A 23358-nucleotide genomic window follows, 5' to 3' on the forward strand; every position below is an offset into this window, starting at 1 on the left:
GCCCCGACCTGGCTCTCCAGCTCACGGCCAAGCGAGTGGAGGCTCATGATGGTTCTGGAAGGGAGCACGGCCATGGCGACGGGACCCGAGACCCGGTTACGGGCGGACGCACGGCGCAACCGCGACCGGATCATCGCCACCGCGAAGCTGGCCTTCGCCGACGACGGCCCGGACGTGCCCATGGAGGAGATCGCCCGGCTGGCCGGCGTCGGGGTCGGCACGCTCTACCGGCGGTTCCCCGACCGTGACGCCCTCGTCGTCGCCGTCGTCCGCGACAGCCTCGCGACCGCGCTGGCCCGCGCCCGCACCGCGGTCGCCGAGGCCGAGGAGCCGGCCCGCGACGCGACGGGCCCCGACCTCACCGCCCGGCCCGGGACTGCCCCGAGCGGCGGCACCGGCCGTGGGCCGGCAGGCGCGCCGGGTTCAGGGCGAGCCTGGAAGACTCTCGTGCACAGCCTGAGCAGCCCGCGCGAGCTGCGGCTGACGATGCGGCTGGCCACCCTGTTCTCCCCGGGGACGGCCGCGGCGGTCCAGGCCGACCCGTCGATCCAGCAGATCCGCCGGGAGTACGCCGAGACGCTCGACAGCCTGGTCCACGCGGCGCAGGCCGAGGGGTCGCTGCGTCCGGACGTCGGCGCGGGCGACGTCGCGCACCTGCTCTCGCTGGTCGCCTACAGCCTGAACCGCGCTCCGCACGAGAACGCCGAGATCGCCTTCGAGCGCGCCCGCGCGATCGTCCTCGACGGCCTGCGCGCCCAGCCCGCCGCCCCGCTGCCCGGCCGCCCGCTCACCACCCGGGACCTCGGGCCGGAGTAGCCGGACGAGCGTTGGTTTCGGGGCTCTCGCGCGACCCTACCCTCGGGTGGTGCGGATCCCGGATGCCACTGACCCGACGCCGGTCGCCATCAGCCACGCGACGCTTGCCGACGTCGACGAGCTGCTCGCGCTGTGGCAGGTCGCGGCGGAGAACGACGCGCGGCCGACCGACACCCGCGAAGCGGTCCGCGCGCTGCTCACCCGCGACCGCGAGGCCTGCCTGGTCGCGCGGGAGAACGGCCGGATCCTCGGCACTCTGGTCGCAGGTTGGGACGGCTGGCGAGCGCATCTGTATCGCCTGGCAGTGCACCCGGACGCTCGTCGGCGCGGCATCGCGCAGGCCCTGCTGGAAGCGGCCGCGTCGAGGCTGACCGCGCTCGGCGCCACCCGCCTGGACGCGATGGTGCTCGAGGGCAACGAGCTCGGCCACGCCTTCTGGCGAAACTCGGGATACGCACCGCAGCCAGAATGGCGCCGCTGGGTCAAACCAGCCACCAGCCGGCCGGCTTGACCCAGCGGCGGACACGTTTGATGTTTGGTCAGCCCAAGGTTTAGTACGGTCCTTGCTGAAAGCTGGATGGGAACATATCGGTCGCTACCGTCACCGATGCCGAGGTCAGCTGCCCCGGGACGTCGGCCACGCGGGCACCTCATCCTCGCGATTCGGGGACTGGAAACGTGAACAGGATTCGTCACACCACGGCTGGCATGTTCCTGCTGCGCTGGCCGGCTTCGGAAGCTCGTTGGGTGCTGGAACTGGTACGCCGTCCCGGCGAGGCCCGGTGGACCCTTCCCGGTGGCCACGTCAAACCGGACGAGAATCCGGCGCAGGCCGTACTTCGGACAGTACGGGAGGAAACCGGCTATTCGGCGGTCCTGGTAGCTCCACCCCATCAGGTCCCGGTGCCGGCCGGTTTCGGGATCGGTAGGCAGAAAGCAATCCAGGTGCCCTGGTGGATCGTCCAGGAACCCGTGGCGGGCGACCGGCAGCCGGGACCTCACATTCACGTGGACTATCTGTACGTCGGCCTCATCGACGTCGGATGCCCGGTCACTCGAACGGGGCCACGACCCGTGTTCCGCTGGGTCGGGGTCGACGACCTGCCGGGCCTGGACCTGCTCGACGGCACCCGGCTGCTGGCCACGGACATCCTGGACCGGGCCGCGGCCGGCCACCTGGTCCCCCGGCCGGCACGATCAGGACGCCGCGACGAACCAGACCCTGGCCGCCGCCCGGCGTCCAGACCGTGACGAACCAGGGTCAGGTCGCCCTCGGGATCAGGTCGCCGTCGGGACCACGAGGGCGTCCACGGCCACCACGCCCTTGCCGGCGGGGCGGACCAGGATGGGGTTGATGTCGAGCTCGGCGATCGAGTCGCCGAGGTCCTGCGCGAGCGACTGGAGCCGCAGGATGACGTCGACCAGGGCGTCGATGTCGCCGGCCGGGCGCCCCCGGGTGCCATGGAGCAGCATGGCTCCCTTGGTCGACTCGATGACCTTCCGCGCCCGGTCGGCGTCGAAGGGCGGGACCGCGAAGGCCACGTCCTTGAAGACCTCGGTGAACACGCCGCCCAGGCCGAACGTGATGGTCGGGCCGAACGGGTGCTGGTGGGACAGGCCGAGGATCACCTCGGCTACTGCGTCGGTGACCTGCTGCGCGACCAGCACCCCGTCGAGCGTCGCCGAGGGCGCGGCGGACGCGGCGGTGGCGAGCAGGCGCTCGTAGGTCGCGCGGACGCCCGCCTCGTCGGCCACCCCGACCACGACGAGGCCGAGGTCCGACTTGTGCGCGATGTCGGCGGAGACAATCTTCATCACGACCGGGAGGCCGAGCTCGCGCGCCGCGGCGACGGCGTCGTCGGCAGACCCGACGACCCGCTCCCCCGCTACCGGGATGCCGTAGCCGGCGAGCACCTTCTTGGAGTCGGCCTCGTTCAGGCCCACCCCGGCGGCGCCGGCGAGCAGGTCACGCGCGGCGGCGGCGCCGGCGGCCCGCTCGGTGGCGGACGGAACGCCGGTCTCGATCCCGAACGGGCTGCGGTACTCGCGGACGAACCGGGAGAAGCGGCCGAGCTCGGAAAGGCCGCGCACGGCCGCGTTGAACGAGTGGAAGACCGGCACGCCGGCCGCGCAGAGCGCCCGGTAGGAGTCGTCGCGGATCGGCGAGATCCAGGCGGCGACGACCGGCTTGCCCTCGCCCGCGAGAAACCGCTGGTGCAGCGCGATGAGATCCCGGGAAAGGGCGTCGCTCATGCCGGGGAAGACACCGGTGATCGGCGCGAACAGCACGTCGGTGTTCGGGTCGTCGAGCATGAGCTGGAGGACCTCGCGGTTCTCCGGGCGGGCGGTGATGACGCCACCGGAGTCGACGGGATTGTCCCGGCGCAGATACCAGGGGATGTACTTTTCCAGCGCGTCGACGGTCGATGTCTCGAACTTGGGAATCCGCACCCCGGCGGCGCCGAAGAGGTCGGCGACATGAGAGGCGGTGCCGCCGGACATCGCGTAGATCGCGATCCCGCCGGGGCCGTCGAGCAGGCCCGTCTGGCAGAACAGGTTCGAGATCTCGATGACCTCGTCGAGGTCGTCGACCCGGATGATGCCGTACTGGTCGAAGACCGCGTCGTGCACGGCGTCCGGGCCGGTGAGGTGGCCGGTGTGCGCGGCGGCCATCACCCGGCCCTCCTCGGAACGGCCGATCTTGATGGCGACGATCGGGATGCCGGCGCGCACGCAGGCGTCGGCGGCGAGCATCAGGGACTCGCCGTTCTGAAAACCCTCGACATAGGTGGCGATCGCGCCGACGTCGGGCCGGTGCTCGGCGAGGTAGCCGGCGAAGTCGGCCCATTCCAGGTCGGCCTCGTTGCCGATCGTCGCCCAGATCTCGATGCCGGTGCCCAGCGCCTGGGACTGGGTGATCGGCCGGCCCTGGTAGCCGGACTGGGTGATGATGGCGAGCTTCTTGCGGCTGGGCAGGTCGGTCGGCCAGGGCTCGAAGATGTTCAGGTTGGTGTTCGGCCCGAGGATTCTCGACTTACCTGAGGCCAGCTCCTTCAGCCGAGCCTCGGCGGCGTCACCCTCCGCGGTGCCGAGCTCGCCGAAGCCGGCCGAGAAGACGACGACGAACGCCGCGCCCCGCGCGACGGCCTCCTCGACGACCGGCAGCGGGTCACGGACCAGCACGATGACGATGTCCGGGTCGGCCGGCAGCGCCGTGACGCTCGGATACGCCGCCACCCCGAGGATGTCCGGCTTCTTCGGGTGCACCGGGATGACCTCGGCGCCGAGCGCGCCGAGGCGCTGGTGGACCTGGGTCCACTGGGCCCGCTGCGGGCTGCCCGCGGTGTCGGACGCCCCGACGACCGCGACGACCTTCGGGGAGAACAGCCGCGACCAGTCGACCTGTCGCAGCTCAGGGTGCCCCGGCTCGGACATGAGGATCCTCCTTGTGCTCGGTCGAGGGTCAGAAGCCGCGGAAGCGCGTGGGCCTGCGCTCGACGAAGCTCGCGACGCCCTCGCCGGCGTCGACCGTGTTGGACAGCACGTCGACGATCCAGGCCTCCTCCTGCGCGAGGGTGTGCCGGTCGACGTCGAGGGAGCGGTTGAGCAGCCATTTGTTGGCGGAATGCGCCCTGGTCGGTCCGTCCGCGAGCCGTCTGGCGATGTCGGCGACGGTCGGCGCGAACTCCTCGGCCGGCACGGACCGGGTGATCAGCCCGATCTGCTCGGCCCGGTCCGCCGTGACGTCCTCGGCGAGCAGCACCAGCTCACGCGCCCGGGTGAGGCCGACGAGCCGGGGCAACAGCCAGGTGCCCAGCCCGTCCACGGCCAGGCCGCGGCGGGCGAAGACCTCGATGAACTTCGCCTTCTCGGTGGCGATCACGAGGTCGCAGGCGAAGGCGATGTGCGCGCCGATGCCGGCGGCGGTGCCGTTGACGGCCGCGATCACCGGCTTCTCGCAGTCGAGAATCGCGTGGATCAGCCGGATCGCGCCACGCAGCATGCTGCGCCGGACGTCGCCGACGAGCTTCTCCGGGACGTCGTCCGGCCGGGCCGGCGGTGGCGCGGAGTTGCGCAGGTCGGCGCCGGTGCAGAAGAACCGTCCGGTCGCGGTCAGCACGACGCAGCGCACGGTCGGGTCCTCGTTGAACCGGTCCAGCCAGCTGATGATCGCCTCGCGTTGGTCGCCGGTCAGCGCGTTCCCTGCGTCGGGTCGGTTCAGCGTGATCGTGGCGATCCCGTCGGAGATGTCGAGGGTGACCTCCGGGGGCGGAACGTCAGCCCCTTCGACACCCTCGATGACGGCCGAGCTGGTCATGCGGCGTTCCTTTCTCTATGGCGCGAACGGGCGGCACGGCGGCGAGGGAAGGTCATCGCCGCGCTCCGACCGGTCGGTTGAGGGAGTTCGCGACCGTGTCGGCCGCCTCCTCGGGAGTGGTGAACGCGTTCTGCAGGAGCCACGCCCGCTTCAGGAAGAGGTGAATGGTGGTCTCCCAGGTGAAGCCCATGCCGCCGTGGACCTGGATCGCCGTCTTCGCGTTCTGGGACGCGGCCCGCGCGGCCAGCACCCGGGCGCCGGCGACAGCGCGGACCGGATTCGCGGTCGGGTCGGCGAGGTCGTCCGCCAGATCGCCGGTGGCGTCGTCCAGGGCTGCGTCGTCGAGAGCTACAGCCGCCGCGTCGACGGCGACCCGGGCGACCTCGGCGCGGGTGAACGCCTCGGCGAGCAGGTGCTTGACCGCCTGGAAGCCGCCGATCACCCGGCCGAACTGCTCTCGCTGCCTGGCGTAGGCGGTCGCGAGGTCGACGGTCCGCTCGGCGTTGCCGGCGAGCAGCGCCGAGCTGAGCACCGAGCCGCGCAGCTGCCAGGCCCGCGCGAGCTCCGGGCCGCCGACCCGCTCCCCGGCTGGGACGACGTCGGCCAGCCAGACCGGGGTCGCCGGGTCGAGTGGTTTCGGCACCGCCTGGCCGTCGATCGCGGCGGCCTCGACCCGCGACACGCCCTCGTCGTCCAGGACGTAGACCGCCTCGGCGAGGTCGAGATGCGGGATCACCCAGGGGCCGCCGGAGCGGGCCGGGCCGGAGCCCGCTGGTGGCCTGGTCACGACGGTCACGAGGGCCTCGCCGGTGGCGACCCGGTCGTCAAGGTCGGCGACCAGCGCCGCCGCGACCAGCGGCCCGGGTACCAGCTCGGCGCCGAGCACCTGGAAGACCAGGCCGGCCTCGGCGACACCCAGCTCCAGTCCGCCGCGTTCCGCCGGCTGGGTCATCGTGAACGCGCCCAGCTCCGCGAGCGTGCGCCAGGCGTCCCGCCCGAAGCTCGCGGCGTCCGTCCAGTCTCGGGTCCGCTCCAGCGGGAGGTACTCGACGCACAGGTCGCGGACGGTCGCCCGCAGGGCGAGGGCGTCCTCGTCAAGATCGAAGTGCATCGCTCAGCGCTCCCGGGGCAGGCCGAGGACCCGCTCGGCGAGGATGTTCTTCTGGATCTGCGAGGTGCCGGCGCCGATGCTGATCGCGAAGGCGTGCAGGTGCTCCAGCAGGTGCCGCCCGGCCGGCAGCGTCGCGCCGCCGGGCAGCTCCAGGTCGTCCAGGCTGACCGCGTAACGCTCCAGCACCTTCATGGCGACCTCGCCGAAGTGGTGCAGCGCCTCCGAGTAGGTCAGCTTGAACGCCGAGCCGCCCGCCGGCGGGACTCCACCGCCGCCGGCCGCCCGGGTCACGTTGCGCCGGGTCAACGCCCACATCGCGTCCAGCTCGGCCGCGACCTGGCCGATCTCCCGGCGGATCGCGTCGTCGTCCCAGGCGGTGCCCCCCTGACCGTGCCCAAGCGTCTTCGCCAGCGCGGCCAGCTCCTCGACCATGGTCATCGCGGTGAGCAGCTCGCGGACCAGGGCCGTGCCGCGCTCGAAGCTGAAGGTCACCATCGCGACCCGCCAGCCGTCGTTCTCCCGGCCGACCAGGTTCTCGACCGGAATGCGCACGTCATCCAGGAACATCTCGGCGAACTCGCTCTCGCCCTGGATCGTGCGCAGCGGCCGGACGTCGATGCCGGGGGTGTCCATCGGCATGATCAGCCAGCTGATGCCGCGGTGCTTGCCGGCGTCCGGGTCGGTCCGGACCAGCAGCTCGCAGTAGTCGGCGGCGAAGCCGTACGACGTCCAGATCTTGCTGCCGTTGACGACGTAGTGGTCGCCGTCGCGGACCGCGCGGGTCCGCAGGGCGGCCAGGTCGCTGCCGGCGCCCGGCTCGGAGAAGCCCTGGCACCAGATCGACTCGCCGCGCAGGATCTTCGGCAGGTGGAACGCCCGCTGCGCGTCGGTCGCCTCGGCGATCAGCGTCGGGCCGGCGTGCAGCTGGCCGACGAAGTGCACGCCCAGGTCGGGAGCGCCGGCCGCGGCCGACTCGGCCAGGAAGATCAGCTGCTCGGACGCGGTGGCGCCACGGCCGCCGTAGGCCGCGGGCCAGTCGATGCCCGCGTACCCGGCGTCGAAGAGCATCCGCTGCCAGCGCTGGTCGTAGGCCTTCTTGGCCGGCCAGTCACCGTAGGGGGGCGGCGGCCCGAGGGCCGGTGAGTTCTCGGCCAGCCAGGCGCGCACCTCCTTGCGGAACCTCGCATCGGACTCGGAGTCCCGCAGCCGCATCGTCCACCTCGTCTCGTCCCCGCCACCGGCGACACGCACCCGGTGTCCCGCCACCGGGCGGCGGCTCGACCGGTTGGCCACGCAGATCGTATACATTATGCTGGAGTCGAGCCAGGGTTCCACGGGCCGCGGCACGGCCTGAACAGGAACCCGTTCTATTCACGTGGACAGACCGCGGCCAGGGCGAACCAGCCAGGGCCGGGCAGGCGACGACAGCCACCAAGGACGACCGAGCCGGATCGGCGGTGCGATTGCCATGACAGACCTCGCGACAGACCAGGCGAGGCCGGGCCTCGAGGCCGACCTCGACGCCTCGGTCGTGGCCAGAATCCCGGACATCGTCGACATGGACGCCCATGTCGTGGAGCCGCCGGACGTGTGGAGCTCACGGCTGCCCGCGAAGTACCGCGAGGCCGGGCCGCGCATCCTGCACGCCCCGGCCGGCGAGGTGAAGCTCGTCGGGTCCAGCTACATCGAGGCGCCGGGCACCGAAGGCCCCGAGGTGGCCTGGTGGAGCTACGAGGGCAAGCTGACCAGCCTCAAGCGGTACATCGCGGCCGCCGGGGTCCCGGCCGACGAGGTCACCATGGACGGCATCACGTACGCCGACATGCGGCCCGGCTGCTGGAAGGTCCCGGACCGGCTCGCCGACATGGACCTCAACGGGGTCCACGCGCAGCTGGCGTTCCCGAACTACCCGCGCTTCTGCGGCCAGATGTTCCTGTGGGGCCAGGACAAGGAGCTCTCGAAGCTCTGCGTCGAGGCCTACAACGACTGGATGGTCGACGAGTGGTGCGGCACGTCCGGCGGACGGCTGCTGCCGCTGTGCCTGGTGCCGCTGTGGGACGTCGAGCTCGCCGCCGCCGAGGTGCGCCGCAACGCGGCCCGGGGCGTGCGCGCGGTCGCGTTCAGCGAGCTGCCGGCCTACCTGAACCTGCCGAGCCTGCACTCCCGCTACTGGGACCCGTTCTTCGCCGCCTGCGAGGAGACCGGGACCGTCGTCGCGATGCACATCGGCTCCGGGACGAAGACCCCGCAGACCTCCCCCGACGCGCCGGAGGCCGTGCAGGCGACGATCCTGTTCGGCAACAGCGCGGCGAGCCTGGTCGACTTCCTGTTCGCCGGGGTGCCGCACCGGTTCCCGAACCTGAAGCTGCTGTACGCCGAGGCGCAGATCGGCTGGATCCCCTACGTGCTCGACCGCGCGGACGACGTCTGGCTGACCCACCGGGGCTGGGCGCACGGCCAGCAGAACTGCCCGGAGCCGCCGTCGACGTACTACCGCCGGCAGGTCTACAGCTGCTTCTTCAAGGACCCGGTCGGCGTCGACCTGCTGGACCGGGTGGGTGTCGACAACGTGGTGTTCGAGACCGACTACCCGCATCAGGACGGCACCTGGCCGGACTCGAAGAAGGCGGCGGCGCGCCAGTTCGGCCACCTGCCGCAGGCCGACATCAACAAGATCGCCCGTGACAACGCAGCGTCGCTGCTGGGCCTGACGCTCCCGACGCCGTGACGCGCCCCATCGACCAGACCGTCGACCAGACCACCGCGCCGCCGGCGGACCGGGAGCGCAGGCCGGGCGGCACGATCACCGACGAGGGGATCGCCCGGCTGCGGGCCCGGATCGGGATTCCGGAGCCGCACACCGCGCCGCCGCAGTACCGCCGCCCGAACGTCGACGCGTTCCGCAACGTGGCCCGGTGCTACGGCGACGACAACCCGCTGTGGTGCGACGAGGACTACGCGACCGCCTCCGTCTGGGGCGGGCCGATCGCGCCCCCGCCGCTCGTCGGCGGCGACACCCTCGTCGGCGAGGACGAGGTCACCAGCATCCCGGACGACCTGCGTGCCGTGATGAAGGGCGACCCGCTGCGGGGGGTGCACGCCTTCTACTCGGCGGCGTCCCGGGAGTGGTGGGCGCCGCTGCGCCCGGGGCTGCGGGTGTTCCGCCGCAACGCCCTGGTCGGCGTGCACGACAAGGCCAGCGAGTTCGCCGGCCGGGCCGTCCACGAGTGGGGCGGCCAGGTCTTCATGGACGAGAACGGCACGCCGCTGTCCGGCCAGTACCGCGACATGGTGCGCACCGAGCGGCGCAAGGCCAGGGAACGCGGGAAGTACGCGAAGATCGAGCCCGCCCGCTACACCGACGAGGAGATCGCCGAGATCGAGGCGGCCTACGACGCCGAGGTCGCGGCCCGCCGGGGCGCTGAGCCGCGGTACTGGGAGGACGTCCGGGTCGGCGACGAGGTCGGGCCGATGGTGAAGGGCCCGCTGCGGGTCACCGACATGGTCTGCTGGCACGTCGGCATGGGCATGGGCCTCTACGGCGTCGCGCCGCTGCGCCTCGCGCTCACCAACCGGCGCCGCATCCCGTCCTTCTACTACCGCGACGACCTGAACATCCCCGACGTCCAGCAGCGGGTGCACTGGGACCCCGAGCTCGCCCGCCGCGCCGGCAACCCGACGACGTACGACTACGGCCGGATGCGCGAGACCTGGCTCATCCACCTGTGCACCGACTGGATGGGCGACGACGCCTGGCTGTGGAAGCTGTCCTGCCAGTTCCGCAAGTTCAACTACGTCGGCGACACGCAGTGGCTGCGCGCGACGGTGGTGAAGCACTACCTGGCGGACGGTGGGCGCCCGGCCGTCGACCTGGAGCTGTCCGCGACCAACCAGCGCGGCGAGCTCACGACACCGGGCACCGCGACGATCCTGCTGCCGAGCCGGGAGCACGGCGCCGTCCGGCTACCCGACCCGCCCGGGGGCACGGGCAGTCTGCAGAACACCCTCGACGCGATCGTCGAACAGTTCCGGTGAGCGCGGACACGGATCCCGGGCAGCCGGAGCAGGCCTGGGCGGCGCGGAGCGTTCCGGGGCTGGACGTCGCGCTGGACGGCTCCGCCCTGCGGCTCACGCTGGACCGGCCGACGAAGCGGAACGCGATCAACGACGTCATGATGGCCGGCCTGATCGCGGCCGTGGAGCAGGCCGGGACGGACGAGGCCGTCCGGGTGATCGTGCTGCGCGGCGGCGGGGCGAACTTCTGCGGCGGCGCGGACATCGTGGCCCGCAACGCCGCCGGCGGGGCCAGGCCGCGGGCCGGCTCGATCCAGCGCCGGCTGCCCTACCAGGCACACCGGCTGATCCCGCTGATCCGCGAGACGCAGACCCCGGTGGTATGTGCCGTCCAGGGCTGGACGACCGGTATCGGCCTGGCGCTGGCGGTCGCCGCCGACGTGACGATCGCGGCGAGCGACACCCGGTTCTGGGCGCCGTTCAGCGAGCGCGGCTTCACCCCGGACAGCGGGCTGACCTGGCTGCTGCCACGGCGGATCGGTGAGGTGCGGGCCCGGCGGATGCTGCTGCTCGGCGAGCGGGTCGACGCGGCGACCGCCGTCGACTGGGGCCTCGTCCACGGCACGGCGAGCGCCGACGAGTTCGAGGCGACGCTCGACGACGTCGTCGGGCGGCTCGCCACCGGGCCGACCGTCGGCCTGGGCCTGACGAAATGGCTGCTGCACGCCGGGGCCTCGAACACCCTCGACGAGCACCTGCGCAACGAGGCGTTCGGCATGGAGCTCTCCAGCCGCAGCGAGGACTTCCGGGAGGGGCTGGCCGCCTTCGCGACCAAGCGCTCCCCAGACTTCCGGGGACGGTGAAGGTCATGGCCATGGCACCTGGTACTGAACCCGCACCAGGCACGGAGCCGGCGGCTGGCACCGACACAGCGGACAGCGGGCCGGTCCCGAAGGGCGCGGCCGACGCCCGCGGGCCGGTCGGGCCGGACGGGCGGCTGCTGCTCGCCGCGGACGCGTCCCCCGACCAGGCCCGCGCCCTCGTGACCGAGTGGGTCGAGGCGAACGTGCCGGCGGCCTGGCGGGCGGCCGCGGCCGGCGGCCGGGCGGCGATCCGCAAGGCGCGCAGCCGGGCGGACTACGAGCGCTGGTACCCGGTGTTCGGCGTCTCCGGCCTGGTCGCGGCCCGCTGGGCCCCCGAGTTCGGCGGGCTCGGCCTCTCGGCCGACGCCGCGAAGGCCGCCGACGAGGTGCTGCGGCCCTACAACCTGGGCCGGCTGAACCCGCTGGGCCTCGCCAACGCGGCCGCGGCGTTGTTCGCGCACGGGACCGAGGAGCAGAAGCGCCGCTTCCTGCCGCCGATCGTGCGCAACGAGGAGGTCTGGTGCCAGCTGTTCTCCGAGCCGGGCGCCGGTTCCGACCTCGCCTCGCTGTCGACCAGGGCGGTGCGCGAGGGTGACAACTGGATCCTCACCGGCCAGAAGGTCTGGACGACCTGGGGCTTCCTGGCCGACTACGGCGTCGTGCTGGCCCGCACCGACCCGGACGTGCCCAAGCGCAACGGCCTGACCTACTTCCTGCTCGACATGCGCCAGCCGGGCGTCGAGGTGCGCTCGCTGCGGCACATCACCGGCGAGGTCGACTTCTGCGAGGTGTTCCTCGACGAGGCCGTCGTGCCGGACGGCCAGCGCCTCGGCGCGGTCGGCGACGGCTGGCGCGTCGGTAACTCGACCCTGTCCGGCGAGCGGCAGATGGTCTCCGGTTCCGGCTCCGGCGGGGTCGACCGGATCGGCGGCTCGGGCGCTCTGCACCTGGTGAAGCTCGCCAAGGACGTCACCGCGGCCGGCCGGCCGGGTGGCTGGGCCGAGCCGACGGTCCGCCAGGAGATCGCCAAGCTCTACAGCGAGGAGCGGATCCGGGGCTGGACCAACGAGCGGATCCGCGCGCGCCTGGCCGCCGGGCTCGCGCCGGGCCCGGAGAGCTCGATCGGCAAGGTCCACCAGGGCGACCTCAACCAGCGGACCCAGGCGCTGGCCGCGGACCTGCTCGGCGCCCACGGCGCGGCCTGGGAGTCGGAGCTGCTGCCCGGCACCGAGCACCTGGGCGCGGACGGAGCGCCCCTCGACCCGGCCGAGGTCTACGCCGACTCGCTGCCCCACGAGGTCAGGGGGATGCTGCGCAGCCGGGCGAACACCATCGAGGGCGGGACGTCCGAGGTGAACAAGAACATCCTCGCCGAGCGGGTGCTGGGCCTGCCGCGCGAGCCCGACCCGCACCGCGGCAAGCCCTGGAAGGACGTCCCCCGCAGCTGACCGGAGTCGAGCACATGTCTGAGAAGTACCAGACCCTGCGCGTGTCCACGGACGGGCCGGTCGGCTGGCTGGAACTGCACCGGCCGAAGGCCGGCAACGCCATGGACGGCGCGATGTTCGAGGAGCTGCCGCGCGCGTGGGCCCAGCTCGACACCGACCCGTCCGTGCGCGTCATCGTCAACGTCGCCGCCGGACCGGACTTCTGCACCGGTCTCGACGTCGTCCAGCTCAACCGGGACCCGGCGGCGCTGCGCGCGCAGTCCCGGCGGACCAAGCGGTCCGAGCTCCAGATCACCGCCTGGCACTGCGGAGTCGTCAAGCCGGTGATCGCGGCGATCCAGGGCCGGGTCGTCGGTGGCGGGCTGCACTTCGTCGCCGACGCGGACATCGTCCTCGCGGCGGCGGACACCCGGTTCATCGACACGCACGTCTCGGTCGGGCAGGTGACGGCATTCGAGGGGATAGCGCTGACCCGCAAGCTCGCGGCCGAAACGATCATGCGGCTGGCCCTCGCCGGCCGCCACGAGGCGCTGGGCGCCGACCGTGCCTACCAGCTGGGCATGGTGAGCGAGGTGGTCGACCCGCCGGGCGAGCTGCGGGCCCGGGCCGGCGACCTGGCGGAGAAGATCGCCCGGAACTCGCCGTCCGCGATGGCCGCGACCAAGCGCGCGCTCTACCGGGCGCTGGAGGACGGCCTGACCACGGCCTGCACGTCGGCCGCGGCGGATCTCGTGGACCTCTGGGGCCACCCCGACCAGCTCGAGGGCCCGGCGGCGTTCGTCGAGCGCCGGCCGGCCCGCTGGGCGCCACTCGACCGCGAGCCGGAGCACGCCAAGGTGCTCGCCTCCCGGCACCCGGACCAGGCGGCCACCCGGCCCGGCGCCTGACGCCGGCCCATCTTCGGAGTACAGGAGCGTGACGGACATGAGCGTGACGGATTCGCGCCCCGCGGCGCCGCGGCCCGGGGCCCCGGGGACCCCGGCGAGCGCGGCCGACTTCGACCACGTCTACCCGGGCTACGAGACGCTGCTCGTCGCCCGGCGCGGCCACCTCGGCTGGCTGATCTTCAACCGGCCCAAGCAGCTGAACGCGATGAACAACCGGATGCGCGACGAGCTGGCCAAGGCCTGGCTGGAGCTCGACGATGACCCGGAGGTCCGGGTCATCGTGCACACCGGGGAGGGCCGGGCCTTCCAGACCGGCGTCGACGTCGCCGAGATCGCCACCGACGGCCTGGGCATGGAGCGCTACCGGGCCGAGGCCGAGGTCTTCGACCTGCACTTCACCGCCTGGCACCAGCGGGTGGAGAAGCCGGTGATCGCCGCCGTCAACGGGCTGTGCGGCGGCGGCGGGTTCCACTTCGTCGCGGACGCGGACATCGTCATCGCCGCGTCCGACGCGAAGTTCTTCGACCCGCACGTGTCGGTCGGCCAGGTGGTGTCGTTCGAGCTGATGGCGCTGCTGCGCAAGATGCCGTTCGAGCCGGTGATGCGGATGGCACTGGTCGGGGCGCACGAGCGGATGCCGGCGTCGCGGGCCTACGAGCTGGGCATGGTCAGCGAGGTCGTCGAGGATCCGGCCCGGCTGCGCGAGCGGGCGACCGAGATCGCCGAGCTGGTCGCCCGCAACTCACCGGTCGCGATGCGCGCGACCAAGCGCGCGCTGTGGGGCGCCCTGGAGGACGGGCTCACCGCCGCGTGCAAGGCCGGCGCCGCGCACCTCGTCTCGGTGTGGGGCCACTCCGACCAGCTCGAAGGCCCGGCGGCCTTCGTCGAGAAGCGGCCGGCGCGGTGGGCCGAGCTCGAATCCGACCCCAAGCCGGCGACCGCCATCGCCGCGGCGAGGCGGGCCGACGAGACGGTCGTCGCGCCCGAGTCCGGGACGGGCCAGGCATGAGGCTCGTCGACCTGTTGGAACCGCGTGACGGCGACGAGACGACACCCGCCGTCTTCGTCGAGGATCGGGCGGTCACTCGGGCGGCGCTGCGCCGCGGCGCCGAGGCGCTCGCGGCCGAGCTGCGCGCGGCCGGGGTCCGTCCCGGCCATCCGGTCGCGGTCATGCTGCCGGGTGGGCCCGAGGTCGTCGCGGCGATGTTCGGCGTGTGGACGGCCGAGGCGGTCTACGTGCCGCTCAACCCGCGTACCTCGGACGCCGAGATCGCCTACCTCGTGGAGGCGGTCCGCCCGGCGGCCGTCGTGACGCTGCCCGAATGGGCCGACCGGCACACCGGCGGCGCACTCCCGGTGGTCGTGGCGACGAACGCCCCGGACTCGGCCGAGCTGAGCTGGGCCCCGACCGAGCCGGGACGCGTCACACCGCCGGACGTGCCGGCGCACGACCTCGACACCGCGCTCGTGCAGTTCACCTCCGGCACGACCGGCCGGCCGAAGCCGGTGCTGCTGCGGCACTCGGGCTACCTGGCGCTGCTGGAGCCGGTGCTGGCCAAGCTCGTCGGCGACAAGGCGAAGGACGCCCTGGCGGCGCGCCGGGCGCCGATGCCGAACCTCATCCCCACGTCGATGGCGCTGTCCGCCGGGATCTACAACGTGCTGTTCGCGTTCCGGGTCGGCGCCCCGGCCGTGATCATGCCGGCCTTCACCACGGCCGCGTTCGCCGCCGCCGTGGGGCGCCACCAGATCCGGTCGACGGTGCTGCCGCCACCGGCGATGAACATGCTGACCGACGACCCGTCGATCACGTCGCTCGCCCCGCTGCGGATCGTCCGGGGTATCACGGCACCGCTGTCGCCGCTGCGGGCCCGGATGTTCAAGGACAAGTTCGGCGTCACGGTGCTCAACTGCTACGGCCAGACCGAGATCGGCGGGGAGATCGTCGGCTGGAACGCGGCCGACGCCCGGGAGTTCGGCGACACCAAGCTCGGCTCGATCGGCCGGCCGCATGCGGGCGTGACACCGCGCATCGTCGGGCCGGACGGTTCGGACGTCGAGGCCGGCGGCCAGGGCGAGCTGTACGTGCGCACGCCAGCGGTCTCGGCGGGTTACGCCGACGGCAGCGCGCTCGGCGACCGGCTCACCCCGGACGGCTGGTTCCGCACCGGCGACATCGCCCGGATCGACGCCGAGGGCTTCCTCTGGATCGAGGGCCGAGTCTCCGACATGATCAACCGGGGTGGGCTGAAGGTCTTCCCCGGCGAGGTCGAGGAGGTCATCCGGCTCTCGCCCGAGATCGCGGACGCTGCCGTCGTCGCCGTGCCGGACGACCGGCTCGGCGAGGTCCCGTGGGCGTTCGTCGTCCTGCACCCGGGAGCGGCGTTCGACCCGGCGGCGCTGACCACGGCGGCCCGGGAGCGACTCCTGCCCTACAAGATCCCGGCCCGCTTCATCCAGCTCGACGAGCTGCCCCGCACCGAGGTCGGAAAGGTCCGCGCGACCGACCTCATCCAGATCGCCAAGGAACACGTCTAAGACACCGGCTTCCGCTACTCTGCCGGACCTGTGACCAGTGACGGCGCTGGGGCGCCAGCAGGCCAGAACCACCCGACGACCGACCGCGGTGCGGTCTCGGATACCAGCCGGAAGACCGGCCCGCATCGGCGCTCGCTCCTGTTGGGTGGGCTGGGGCTGGGTGCCACGGCGCTGGCCGTGGCCGCGTGCGGCGGCTCCGACAGCGCCACCCCGCCGGCGGCGCCACAGCTGCGCGCGGCGACGCCCGTTCCGGGCGTGGCTGAAGGAGTCTTCGGCCTCGGCGTGGCGAGCGGTGATCCGCTGCCCGACGGGGTGATCCTCTGGACCCGCCTCGCGCCTAAGCCGACCGCCGGCGGCGGGATGCCGGCTCGGGACATCCCGGTCGACTGGCAGGTCGCCACCGACGCTGGCTTCCGCTCGGTGGTGCGCGCCGGCACGGCGACGGCGCAGCCGGCGTTCGCGCATTCGGTCCACGTCGACGTCCGCGGCCTGCAGCCGGGGCGCGACTACTACTACCGGTTCCGGGCCGGCACGGTGCTCAGCCCGGTCGGCCGCACCCGGACCGCGGCGGCGCCGGGAGCCGGCCCGGAGGCGGCCGGTGGGTCGCTGGCGTTCGCGCTCGTGTCCTGCCAGGACTTCCAGAACGGCTACTGGCCCGCGTTCGACGCGATCGCCGCGGACCGGCCGGACCTCGTCGTGCACGTGGGCGACTACATCTACGAGTACGACCCGGACAGCAAGTTCCCGGACCGCCGGCACACCACCCCGCAGACGCCAGGTCTCGACCAGCTCCAGACCCTGGCCGACTACCGGAACCGCTACGGCCAGTACAAGGCCGACCCGGCGCTGCAGGCCGCCCACCGGGCCGCGCCCTGGGTCGTCACCTGGGACGACCACGAGGTTGAGAACAACTACGCGAACCTCGTCGACGAGCCCGGCGACACCGGGGCCAAGCACCAGGACCCCGCGACGTTCGCCCGCCAGCGCGCGGCCGCCTACCAGGCCTACTACGAGCACATGCCGATCCGCGCGACGCTGCACCCGGGCTCCCCCGACCTGCAGATCTACCGCCGCCTGACCTTTGGAAGCCTGGCGACGCTGAACGTCATGGACACCCGGCAGTACCGCACGCCAGCGCCCGGCAACTTCGCCTCCGCGATCGGACCGGCGGCCCTCGGCGCCGACGACACCACCGGCACGATGGCGGGCGCCGCGCAGGAGAAGTGGCTACAGGACGGACTGGCCGGCTCCCGCACCCGCTGGAACCTCATCGCGCAGCAGACGATGATGGCCCAGCTCGACGGCCAACTGCCGCCAGGAAGCGGCCAGATGCTGACGAACCTCGACCAGAACGACGGCTACCGCCCCTACCGCGCCCGGGTCCTGGCCGGCGTGCGCGACAGCAAGGCGCTCAACCCGATCGTCCTGTCCGGGGACCTGCACTGCGCCTGGGTGAACGACCTGCGGGTCGACTTCGACCGGCCCGACACGCCGGTCGTCGCGACCGAGTTCGTCTGCACGTCGATCAGCTCGGCGTTCTTCCTGGTCAGCGACGAGTTCGTCCGCGACAACAACACCCGGCTGAACCCGCACGTCCGCTACTTCCGCGGTGACCGGCGCGGCTACACCCGCTTCCAGGTGACGCCGACGGAGTGCCACGCCGACCTGCGGATCGTCGCCGACATCTCGCAACGCCACTCCCCCGTCAGCACCGACACCTCCTGGGTCATCGAGGACGGCCACCCCGGCGCCAGACCCGCCTGACCCGCGGCGTCACCCGCGCAAGTCACCCCGCGAACCCACGGTCGTCGCCCGGCCCACGCCGGCGCGGCTCAACCGGTGTACACGGCCGTCCCCGTCGCCATATATTCAACTCAGTTCAAAATTGGGCGAGGAGGCAACCGTGGCTTATCGGGTCATCCAGTGGGCAACCGGGACGGTCGCGAAGGAGGCGGTGCTCGGCGTTCTGGGTCGCCCCGACCTGGAGCTGGTCGGCGCCTGGACCCACTCGGCGGACAAGGACGGCCGCGACCTCGGCGACCTCTACGGCTTAGGAGAGCTGGGCGTGCGCGTCTCCGCCGACAAGGAGGCCGTCCTCGCGACACAGGCCGACGCCGTCCTGTTCATGGTCGGCCGCAACTGGGTCGACACCCCGGAGGAGTCGTTCGACGACCTGCTCCAGATCCTGCGGTCCGGCAAGAACGTCGTGAACCTCTGGTGGCCGACCCTGGTGTACCCGCGCGGGCTCGCCGGCGACTACTACGAGCGGCTGGAGCGGGCCGCCCAGGAGGGCGGCTCGACGTTCTGCACGATCGGCATGGACCCCGGCTACGGCACCGGGGCGCTGGGCCTGTCCGCGCTCGGGCTGTCCCGCGAGGTCCGCCAGGTCAGGCTGCACCAGGTCATGAACAACGCCTTCTGGGAAGGCCCGGGCATCACCAAGTTCTTCGGGTTCGGCCAGCTCGACACCGCGGGCACGCCGATCCTGCAGCCGGGGGTGACCACGAGCTACCACGAGACGACGATCCATCTGCTCGCCGACGCCCTCGGCGTGACGGTCGACGAGATCGTCGAGGAGAACAGCGTCATCTACTCCGACGTCGCCTTCGACGTGGCGTCCGGGCACATCCCGCAGGGGACCATCTGCGGGCTGCGCTACGACGTCAAGGGCATGGTCGGCGGCGAGCCTCTGATCGTCGTCGGGCACCTGGAGCGGCTGCGCGAGCACGACTTCGCCGACTTCGACTTCCAGGGCGACGGCTACCGCGCCGAGGTGACGGGTGAGCCCTGCATCCGCCTCGATATGAAGATCTCGGCGCTGCCCGACTTCGTCGGCGACCCGATCGCGGTCGCGTCGGCGATGAGCGCGGTCAACGCCGTTCCCCGGGTCTGCGCCGCGCCCGCCGGCGTCACCTCGCTGCTCGACCTGCCGCCGTTCCCCTCGAAGAACACGACGATCAAGAGCTAGCCGCTCGACGCCGCTTCGTTCGCCGGCCCCGGCGGGTCAGGGCTGGGGCCGGCGCACCGTTAGCCGGCGCCGAGGCGGGTGCCGCACCACTCGTTCGGGTCGGGGGCGCCGACGCTGGGCACCACCTCGAAGGCACTCCCGGCGTCGTTGACCCGCACGAAGCTGTAGCACAGGTTCGGCTCGCCGAACCGGCTCAGGTCGGTGACCGGGATCAGGCCGCCGGCGTCATAGTTCTTCAGCGCGCGCAGGTTGGTGATGAAGGCCGCGCGGGTCGGGCAGGCCCCGGCGAGCGCCAGGCCGCGCAGGAACTCGTCCGTCGTGATGTAGGCGCCGAGGGCGACCTCGTTCGTCGGCTGGTCGAGCTCGGGCGCGTACTCGCTCATCGCCGCCTTGTAGTCCCGCAACGCCGTCGAGTCGACGCTGAACGGGATGTGCGGCGTCAGGATCGACATACCGGCCATGCTCGCGCCCTGGCTGGACAGCAGCTGCGCGTCATAGCCGGAGGTCGCGAGAGCGACCTTGAACGTCAGCCCGGACTGCCGCGCCGCGGTGTAGATCGGCAGGAAGTCGTCGGCCGAGAGAATGCTGATCAGCGAATCCGCCCTCGACGCCCTGATCTGCGTGACGACCTTGCCGGGATTGGTCACGGTGGGGTTGTAGACGATCGGGTCCGCCACGGCGATGCCCTGGGACTGCAGGCTCTCCGTGAACAACTGCACCAGCGCGGTGGCCGACTGGGACAGCGTGTCGTTGTAGACGATGGCCGCGCGGGTGGCGTTGAACCGGTGGGCGTAGAGCCCGAAGGTCGTCACCGACGAGCTCGCGGACCGCGTCGCCCCGAACGTGAAGCCGAACGTGAACATGTTCCGGTGCTCGGTCCACACGCTCTCGCCAGGCAGGCCGGTCACCGGGATGCCCTGCTTGTCCAGTTGCTGGGCCGTGCCGCCCACGGAGATGCTCTGGGCGATCAGACCGAAGTCCTTGTCCTGCGCGAGCAGGTCGCTCGCCGCCACGGCGAAGCCCGAGGTGCTCCCCTCGTCGTCGTGCCAGTCGAGCACGATCTTGCGCCCGTTGATGCCGCCGGCCGCGTTCGCGACCGCGACCCTGGCCTCGGTCCCGCTGCGGGCCGCGCGGAATCCCGGGGCGATCGCACCGCTGTCCGGGTAGATCAGGCCGACGTGAACCTCGGTCGGGCTCACCCCGGGGCTGTCGCAGGAAGCAACGGCGCCCTGGCCGGATTTGGTGCATCCGGCCAGGGCGAGGGAGGCTGCGACGGTGCAGACGGCTGCCGCGGCGAAGTGCCGTCGGCGTAATTCGACAATCACGTTGTGCATCTCTCTACTGGCAGGGGGAAAGGGCGCCCGGCTCTGATCGGGTGCCGGGCGCCCTCTGACACAGAAGATTCGGTGGCTCAGAAGATTCGGTGGCTCCGAAAACTCGGTGGCTCAGAAGATTCGGTGGCTCACGCGAATGCGGTCGGTCTACCTCAGACGGCCGCCTTCTCCAGGACGTGCACGCCGCAGGCGCTGCCCAGCCCGATGACATGGGCGAGACCGACGCGTGCGCCCTCGATCTGGCGGTCCCCGGCCTCACCGCGCAGGTGATGGCAGATCTCCCAGACGTTGGCGATACCCGTCGCCGCGATCGGGTGTCCCTTCGACTCCAGGCCGCCGGACACGTTGACGGGCGTCTTCCCGTCGCGCCAGGTCGCGCCCGAGTTGAAGAAGTCGACGGCGCCGCCCTCGGCGCACAGCATCAGGTTGTCGTAGTGCACCAGCTCCGCCGTGGCGAAGCAGTCGTGCAGCTCGACGAGGTCCAGGTCCTCCGGGCCGATGCCGGCCTGCTCGTAGGCCCGGGCGGCGGCCCGCCGGGTCAGCGTGTTGACGTCGGGGAGCACCTGGCAGGCCTCCTGCCAGGGGTCGCTGGTGAGCACGGAGGCGCTGACCTTGACCGCGCGGCGGCGCTGCTCCAGCGACAGCGTCCTCAGCTTCGCGTCGCTCACCAGCACAGCGGCGGCCGCCCCGTCGCAGTTCGCCGAGCACATCGGCCGGGTGTTCGGGTAGGCGATCATGACGTCATTCATGATCTCTTCGACGGTGAACCGCTTCGAGTAGGCCGCGAGCGGGTTCAACGTCGAGTGCGCGTGGTTCTTCTCCGAGATTCGGGCGAACAGCTCGAAATCAACGCCGCCGTATTTGTAGCCGTACTCCAGACCGATCTGGGCGAACACTCCCGGCATGGACTCGGTGCCCGTCCTGCCGTCAAGCCCGGCGACCGCGCCGAAACGACCCTCCGGCACCCAGCGGTCGTTCTCCTTGCGGCGGCCGGCCGGGCCCAGCAGCCCTGCGCCGGAGAGCTTCTCGACGCCGACCGCCAGGCCGTAGTCCGCCTCGCCCGACCGGATCGCCATGATCGCGACTCGCAGGGCGGTCGCGCCGGTGGCGCAGGCGTTGGCGACGTTGTACACCGGGATTCCGGTCTGGCCGATCTGCTTCTGCAGCTGCTGGCCGAAGGCCGACGTCCCGGCCATCAGGCTGCCCGCGGCGAGCACGTCCATGTCGCGCATGCCGACGCCCGCGTCCGCGAGCGCGCCGAGCGCGGCCTCGGAGGCCAGGTCGACGGTGTCCTTGTCCTTGTGCTTGCCGAACTTCGTCATCGAGATCCCGAGGATCCAGACGTCCTGGCTCACCGCGGACATCCTTTCGTCTTGTCCGGCACGTCAGGCCGGCTCGAATCCATAACCGACGGCCTCGACGCCCGCCTCGTCCGCGCCCAGGGAAACGGTGGCGAGCCGGACCCGCATACCCGGCCTCACCTGCCTGGGATCCGGCTCCACATTCACCAGGATTCCGCGCGCGGTGATTCCGTCGCAGTCGACGACGGCCGCGACGAATGGCACCGGGACGCCCGGGCCGGCGGTCGACACGATCGTGAAGGTGCGCAGCGTTCCCTCGCGCGGGACATTCACCTCGCGAAAGGCGGTGGCGCCGCACGAGGCGCACGCGTTGCGGCGGTCGAAAAACCTCGCCGCGCACTGCTCGCACTCGTGGGCGACCAGCCGCGGATCGTCCGAGAGAACCAGGTAGTCGACCAGCGGAATCCGATCTGCCACGAACAGCTCCAAGCGCCGGGTGCGCGTCTGGACGACGTCGCACGAATGAATCTCGGTCAGGCTCCCCCGGGCCGCGGCGGCTCACTCGCGGCCGGGGATCCAACGGATCGGCAACCGCGGCTCGACACGGGCCCGTGGGCGCGGCCGGCCGCATGGCCTACGCCACACCCGCGTGCCCTTTCCCGGCCGCCGGGGCGCCCGGGAACCCTCTTTCCGGTCGAGCCACATGCGCCCAGGGTGACGACGCCGCTATACTTTGGGCGATGAGTACCCCACCAGCCCCGCGCCGAGCCCGTCTTATGCAGGAGCGCTCCAGGGAGACGCGGCGCCGTCTGGTGCGCGCAGCGCTTCAACTGTGGTCCGAGCGTGGATTCGAGACCGGGATCGAAGAAACGACGGCCGAAGAGATCGCCCAGGCGGCTGGCGTCACGAAGGGCACGTTCTACTTTCATTTCGCCCACAAAGAGGAGATCCTCCTCGAAATGGGCTATGAGACTGCTTCCGTGCTCAGCGAGGAAGCCGCCCGCTGTATCAAGGCGGAACGCCCTCTCGAGGATTCGCTGCGCCTGCTGATGAACGCGCTCGCGCGGGCCATCAAGGCCGCTGACCCGGCCGCCGTCACCCGTGCCCTCGCCGAGTTCCGGCGGCCCCGCAGGTCCGACAGCGAGACGCCGTCCTTCACCCCGGCTTTCGCCGAGGCATTCGAGGTGCTGTTCGAGCGGGCGCAGAAAGAAGGCGAGGTCACCGACCAGGTCGAGCCTGCCGAGATGGCGCAGATCGTCGAGGCGCTGGTCGTGGACTCCCTGCTCGAATGGGCGGGCGGCCGCCTTCCCAAGCTCAACGTCTCGCTGCACCGCCGGACGGCCATCGTGCTGGCCGGGCTGCGCCCGGACAACACTCTCACGTTCTGACATCCGCCCGGCGGTTCCTCTCGTCTCCCTCACGTCAGATCTGTATCTGCACCACGTCGTCCTGAATGCGGACCGGGAACACCATCAGGTCCTGGTTGAACCCGTCGGAGTTCGACGGCCGGACGCAGGCACCCGAACGCACGTCATAACGACTGGCGTGCGTCGGGCAGACGATGAAGCAGCCCTGGTCCAACGAGCGTCCGCCGAGTTTGCTGCCCTGGTGTGGGCAGAGGTTCTGGAAGGCGAAGTACTCGCCGTCCACGTTGGCGACGGCCACTGGAAAACCATCCACCATGACGGTCGTCGTCTCGCCCGGCTCGATGAAGTCAATCGGCAGGGCGTCATAGAACTCGGCCACTGAAATCTCCGGCG

The 23358-nt window shown here is 71.8% G+C and carries 21 protein-coding genes and 1 pseudogene; 14 read left to right on the top strand and 8 right to left on the bottom strand.

Annotated elements, in window-relative coordinates:
- Positions 1 to 72: 72 nt before the first annotated feature.
- The 4 genes and pseudogenes from FRAEUI1C_RS26175 to FRAEUI1C_RS42230 all read left to right on the top strand — a co-directional run bounded on the left by FRAEUI1C_RS26175 (position 73) and on the right by FRAEUI1C_RS42230 (position 2067).
- Positions 73 to 816 (top strand): helix-turn-helix domain-containing protein, encoded by a 744-nt coding sequence (locus FRAEUI1C_RS26175; RefSeq protein ID WP_041259654.1) that lies wholly within the window; start codon positions 73 to 75, stop codon positions 814 to 816.
- 49 nt (positions 817 to 865) lie between these two features.
- Entirely contained in the window at positions 866 to 1327 is a 462-nt protein-coding gene (locus FRAEUI1C_RS26180) for a GNAT family N-acetyltransferase (protein ID WP_232425130.1), read from the top strand.
- 197 nt (positions 1328 to 1524) lie between these two features.
- Positions 1525 to 1818: pseudogene (locus FRAEUI1C_RS42225) on the top strand (NUDIX domain-containing protein); the annotation flags it as partial.
- A 6-nt stretch (positions 1819 to 1824) separates the two neighbouring features.
- A complete protein-coding gene (locus FRAEUI1C_RS42230) occupies positions 1825 to 2067 on the top strand; it encodes a hypothetical protein (RefSeq protein WP_232425131.1) in 243 nt (80 codons plus the stop codon).
- A gap of 27 nt (positions 2068 to 2094) precedes the next feature.
- Here FRAEUI1C_RS42230 and FRAEUI1C_RS26190 read toward each other — a convergent pair whose 3' ends face one another.
- Genes FRAEUI1C_RS26190 through FRAEUI1C_RS26205 form a run of 4 tightly spaced genes read right to left on the bottom strand, consistent with a single transcriptional unit; the run spans position 2095 to position 7496 of the window.
- Positions 2095 to 4251, bottom strand: coding sequence for an acetate--CoA ligase family protein (locus FRAEUI1C_RS26190; protein ID WP_013426377.1), 2157 nt, complete (start codon positions 4249 to 4251; stop codon positions 2095 to 2097).
- Positions 4252 to 4279: 28 nt separating this feature from the next.
- Positions 4280 to 5134, bottom strand: coding sequence for an enoyl-CoA hydratase/isomerase family protein (locus tag FRAEUI1C_RS26195; protein ID WP_013426378.1), 855 nt, complete (start codon positions 5132 to 5134; stop codon positions 4280 to 4282).
- Between the two features lie 52 nt (positions 5135 to 5186).
- The gene (locus FRAEUI1C_RS26200) at positions 5187 to 6245 is read right to left on the bottom strand and encodes an acyl-CoA dehydrogenase family protein (protein WP_013426379.1); all 1059 of its coding nucleotides are present in this window, start codon (positions 6243 to 6245) and stop codon (positions 5187 to 5189) included.
- Positions 6246 to 6248: 3 nt separating this feature from the next.
- Positions 6249 to 7496, bottom strand: a complete 1248-nt coding sequence (locus FRAEUI1C_RS26205) for an acyl-CoA dehydrogenase family protein (protein WP_232425132.1) — start codon at positions 7494 to 7496, stop codon at positions 6249 to 6251.
- Between the two features lie 217 nt (positions 7497 to 7713).
- Here FRAEUI1C_RS26205 and FRAEUI1C_RS26210 point away from each other — a divergent pair, with 217 nt between their 5' ends.
- From FRAEUI1C_RS26210 to FRAEUI1C_RS26250, 9 genes are all read left to right on the top strand, one after another.
- The gene (locus FRAEUI1C_RS26210; protein ID WP_013426381.1) at positions 7714 to 8973 is read left to right on the top strand and encodes an amidohydrolase family protein; all 1260 of its coding nucleotides are present in this window, start codon (positions 7714 to 7716) and stop codon (positions 8971 to 8973) included.
- Positions 8970 to 10280, top strand: coding sequence for a hotdog family protein (locus FRAEUI1C_RS26215; RefSeq protein WP_013426382.1), 1311 nt, complete (start codon positions 8970 to 8972; stop codon positions 10278 to 10280). Before FRAEUI1C_RS26210 ends, FRAEUI1C_RS26215 begins: the two co-directional genes overlap by 4 nt.
- Entirely contained in the window at positions 10277 to 11122 is an 846-nt protein-coding gene (locus tag FRAEUI1C_RS26220; protein WP_013426383.1) for an enoyl-CoA hydratase/isomerase family protein, read from the top strand. Before FRAEUI1C_RS26215 ends, FRAEUI1C_RS26220 begins: the two co-directional genes overlap by 4 nt.
- An 11-nt stretch (positions 11123 to 11133) precedes the next feature.
- Complete coding sequence (locus FRAEUI1C_RS26225; RefSeq protein ID WP_013426384.1) at positions 11134 to 12570, top strand: acyl-CoA dehydrogenase family protein; 1437 nt, start codon at positions 11134 to 11136, stop codon at positions 12568 to 12570.
- Between the two features lie 14 nt (positions 12571 to 12584).
- The gene (locus tag FRAEUI1C_RS26230; RefSeq protein WP_013426385.1) at positions 12585 to 13457 is read left to right on the top strand and encodes an enoyl-CoA hydratase/isomerase family protein; all 873 of its coding nucleotides are present in this window, start codon (positions 12585 to 12587) and stop codon (positions 13455 to 13457) included.
- A 37-nt stretch (positions 13458 to 13494) separates the two neighbouring features.
- Positions 13495 to 14466 (top strand): enoyl-CoA hydratase/isomerase family protein, encoded by a 972-nt coding sequence (locus FRAEUI1C_RS26235; protein WP_013426386.1) that lies wholly within the window; start codon positions 13495 to 13497, stop codon positions 14464 to 14466.
- The gene (locus tag FRAEUI1C_RS26240; protein ID WP_013426387.1) at positions 14463 to 15995 is read left to right on the top strand and encodes a class I adenylate-forming enzyme family protein; all 1533 of its coding nucleotides are present in this window, start codon (positions 14463 to 14465) and stop codon (positions 15993 to 15995) included. The genes FRAEUI1C_RS26235 and FRAEUI1C_RS26240 overlap by 4 nt, the downstream gene beginning before the upstream one ends.
- Before the next feature lie 30 nt (positions 15996 to 16025).
- Positions 16026 to 17759 carry an alkaline phosphatase D family protein gene (locus FRAEUI1C_RS26245; RefSeq protein ID WP_013426388.1) on the top strand — a complete coding sequence of 578 codons (1734 nt, stop codon included), beginning with the start codon at positions 16026 to 16028 and terminating at the stop codon, positions 17757 to 17759.
- Between the two features lie 139 nt (positions 17760 to 17898).
- Positions 17899 to 18963 (top strand): NAD(P)H-dependent amine dehydrogenase family protein, encoded by a 1065-nt coding sequence (locus FRAEUI1C_RS26250; protein WP_013426389.1) that lies wholly within the window; start codon positions 17899 to 17901, stop codon positions 18961 to 18963.
- A gap of 59 nt (positions 18964 to 19022) precedes the next feature.
- On the opposite strand, the gene FRAEUI1C_RS26255 is transcribed toward FRAEUI1C_RS26250, so the two are convergent.
- The 3 genes from FRAEUI1C_RS26255 to FRAEUI1C_RS26265 form a co-directional block, all read right to left on the bottom strand.
- A complete protein-coding gene (locus FRAEUI1C_RS26255) occupies positions 19023 to 20162 on the bottom strand; it encodes an ABC transporter substrate-binding protein (RefSeq protein WP_232425133.1) in 1140 nt (379 codons plus the stop codon).
- Positions 20163 to 20449: 287 nt separating this feature from the next.
- The gene (locus FRAEUI1C_RS26260; RefSeq protein WP_013426391.1) at positions 20450 to 21652 is read right to left on the bottom strand and encodes a thiolase family protein; all 1203 of its coding nucleotides are present in this window, start codon (positions 21650 to 21652) and stop codon (positions 20450 to 20452) included.
- 30 nt (positions 21653 to 21682) lie between these two features.
- Positions 21683 to 22075 carry a Zn-ribbon domain-containing OB-fold protein gene (locus tag FRAEUI1C_RS26265; protein WP_013426392.1) on the bottom strand — a complete coding sequence of 131 codons (393 nt, stop codon included), beginning with the start codon at positions 22073 to 22075 and terminating at the stop codon, positions 21683 to 21685.
- A 299-nt stretch (positions 22076 to 22374) separates the two neighbouring features.
- Here FRAEUI1C_RS26265 and FRAEUI1C_RS26270 point away from each other — a divergent pair, with 299 nt between their 5' ends.
- Positions 22375 to 22986, top strand: coding sequence for a TetR family transcriptional regulator (locus FRAEUI1C_RS26270; RefSeq protein ID WP_013426393.1), 612 nt, complete (start codon positions 22375 to 22377; stop codon positions 22984 to 22986).
- Between the two features lie 34 nt (positions 22987 to 23020).
- On the opposite strand, the gene FRAEUI1C_RS26275 is transcribed toward FRAEUI1C_RS26270, so the two are convergent.
- Entirely contained in the window at positions 23021 to 23344 is a 324-nt protein-coding gene (locus FRAEUI1C_RS26275) for a Rieske (2Fe-2S) protein (protein WP_013426394.1), read from the bottom strand.
- Positions 23345 to 23358 lie beyond the last annotated feature (14 nt).

The organism is Pseudofrankia inefficax, assembly GCF_000166135.1.
GTDB lineage: Bacteria > Actinomycetota > Actinomycetes > Frankiales > Frankiaceae > Pseudofrankia > Pseudofrankia inefficax.

Coding starts and splice junctions, on each gene's coding strand:
- FRAEUI1C_RS26175 (WP_041259654.1), top strand. CDS start 73: ATGGCGACGGGACCCGAGACCCGGTTACGGGCGGACGCACGGCGCAAC.
- FRAEUI1C_RS26190 (WP_013426377.1), bottom strand. CDS start 4,251: ATGTCCGAGCCGGGGCACCCTGAGCTGCGACAGGTCGACTGGTCGCGG.
- FRAEUI1C_RS26195 (WP_013426378.1), bottom strand. CDS start 5,134: ATGACCAGCTCGGCCGTCATCGAGGGTGTCGAAGGGGCTGACGTTCCG.
- FRAEUI1C_RS26200 (WP_013426379.1), bottom strand. CDS start 6,245: ATGCACTTCGATCTTGACGAGGACGCCCTCGCCCTGCGGGCGACCGTC.
- FRAEUI1C_RS26210 (WP_013426381.1), top strand. CDS start 7,714: ATGACAGACCTCGCGACAGACCAGGCGAGGCCGGGCCTCGAGGCCGAC.
- FRAEUI1C_RS26225 (WP_013426384.1), top strand. CDS start 11,134: ATGGCACCTGGTACTGAACCCGCACCAGGCACGGAGCCGGCGGCTGGC.
- FRAEUI1C_RS26230 (WP_013426385.1), top strand. CDS start 12,585: ATGTCTGAGAAGTACCAGACCCTGCGCGTGTCCACGGACGGGCCGGTC.
- FRAEUI1C_RS26235 (WP_013426386.1), top strand. CDS start 13,495: ATGAGCGTGACGGATTCGCGCCCCGCGGCGCCGCGGCCCGGGGCCCCG.
- FRAEUI1C_RS26240 (WP_013426387.1), top strand. CDS start 14,463: ATGAGGCTCGTCGACCTGTTGGAACCGCGTGACGGCGACGAGACGACA.
- FRAEUI1C_RS26270 (WP_013426393.1), top strand. CDS start 22,375: ATGCAGGAGCGCTCCAGGGAGACGCGGCGCCGTCTGGTGCGCGCAGCG.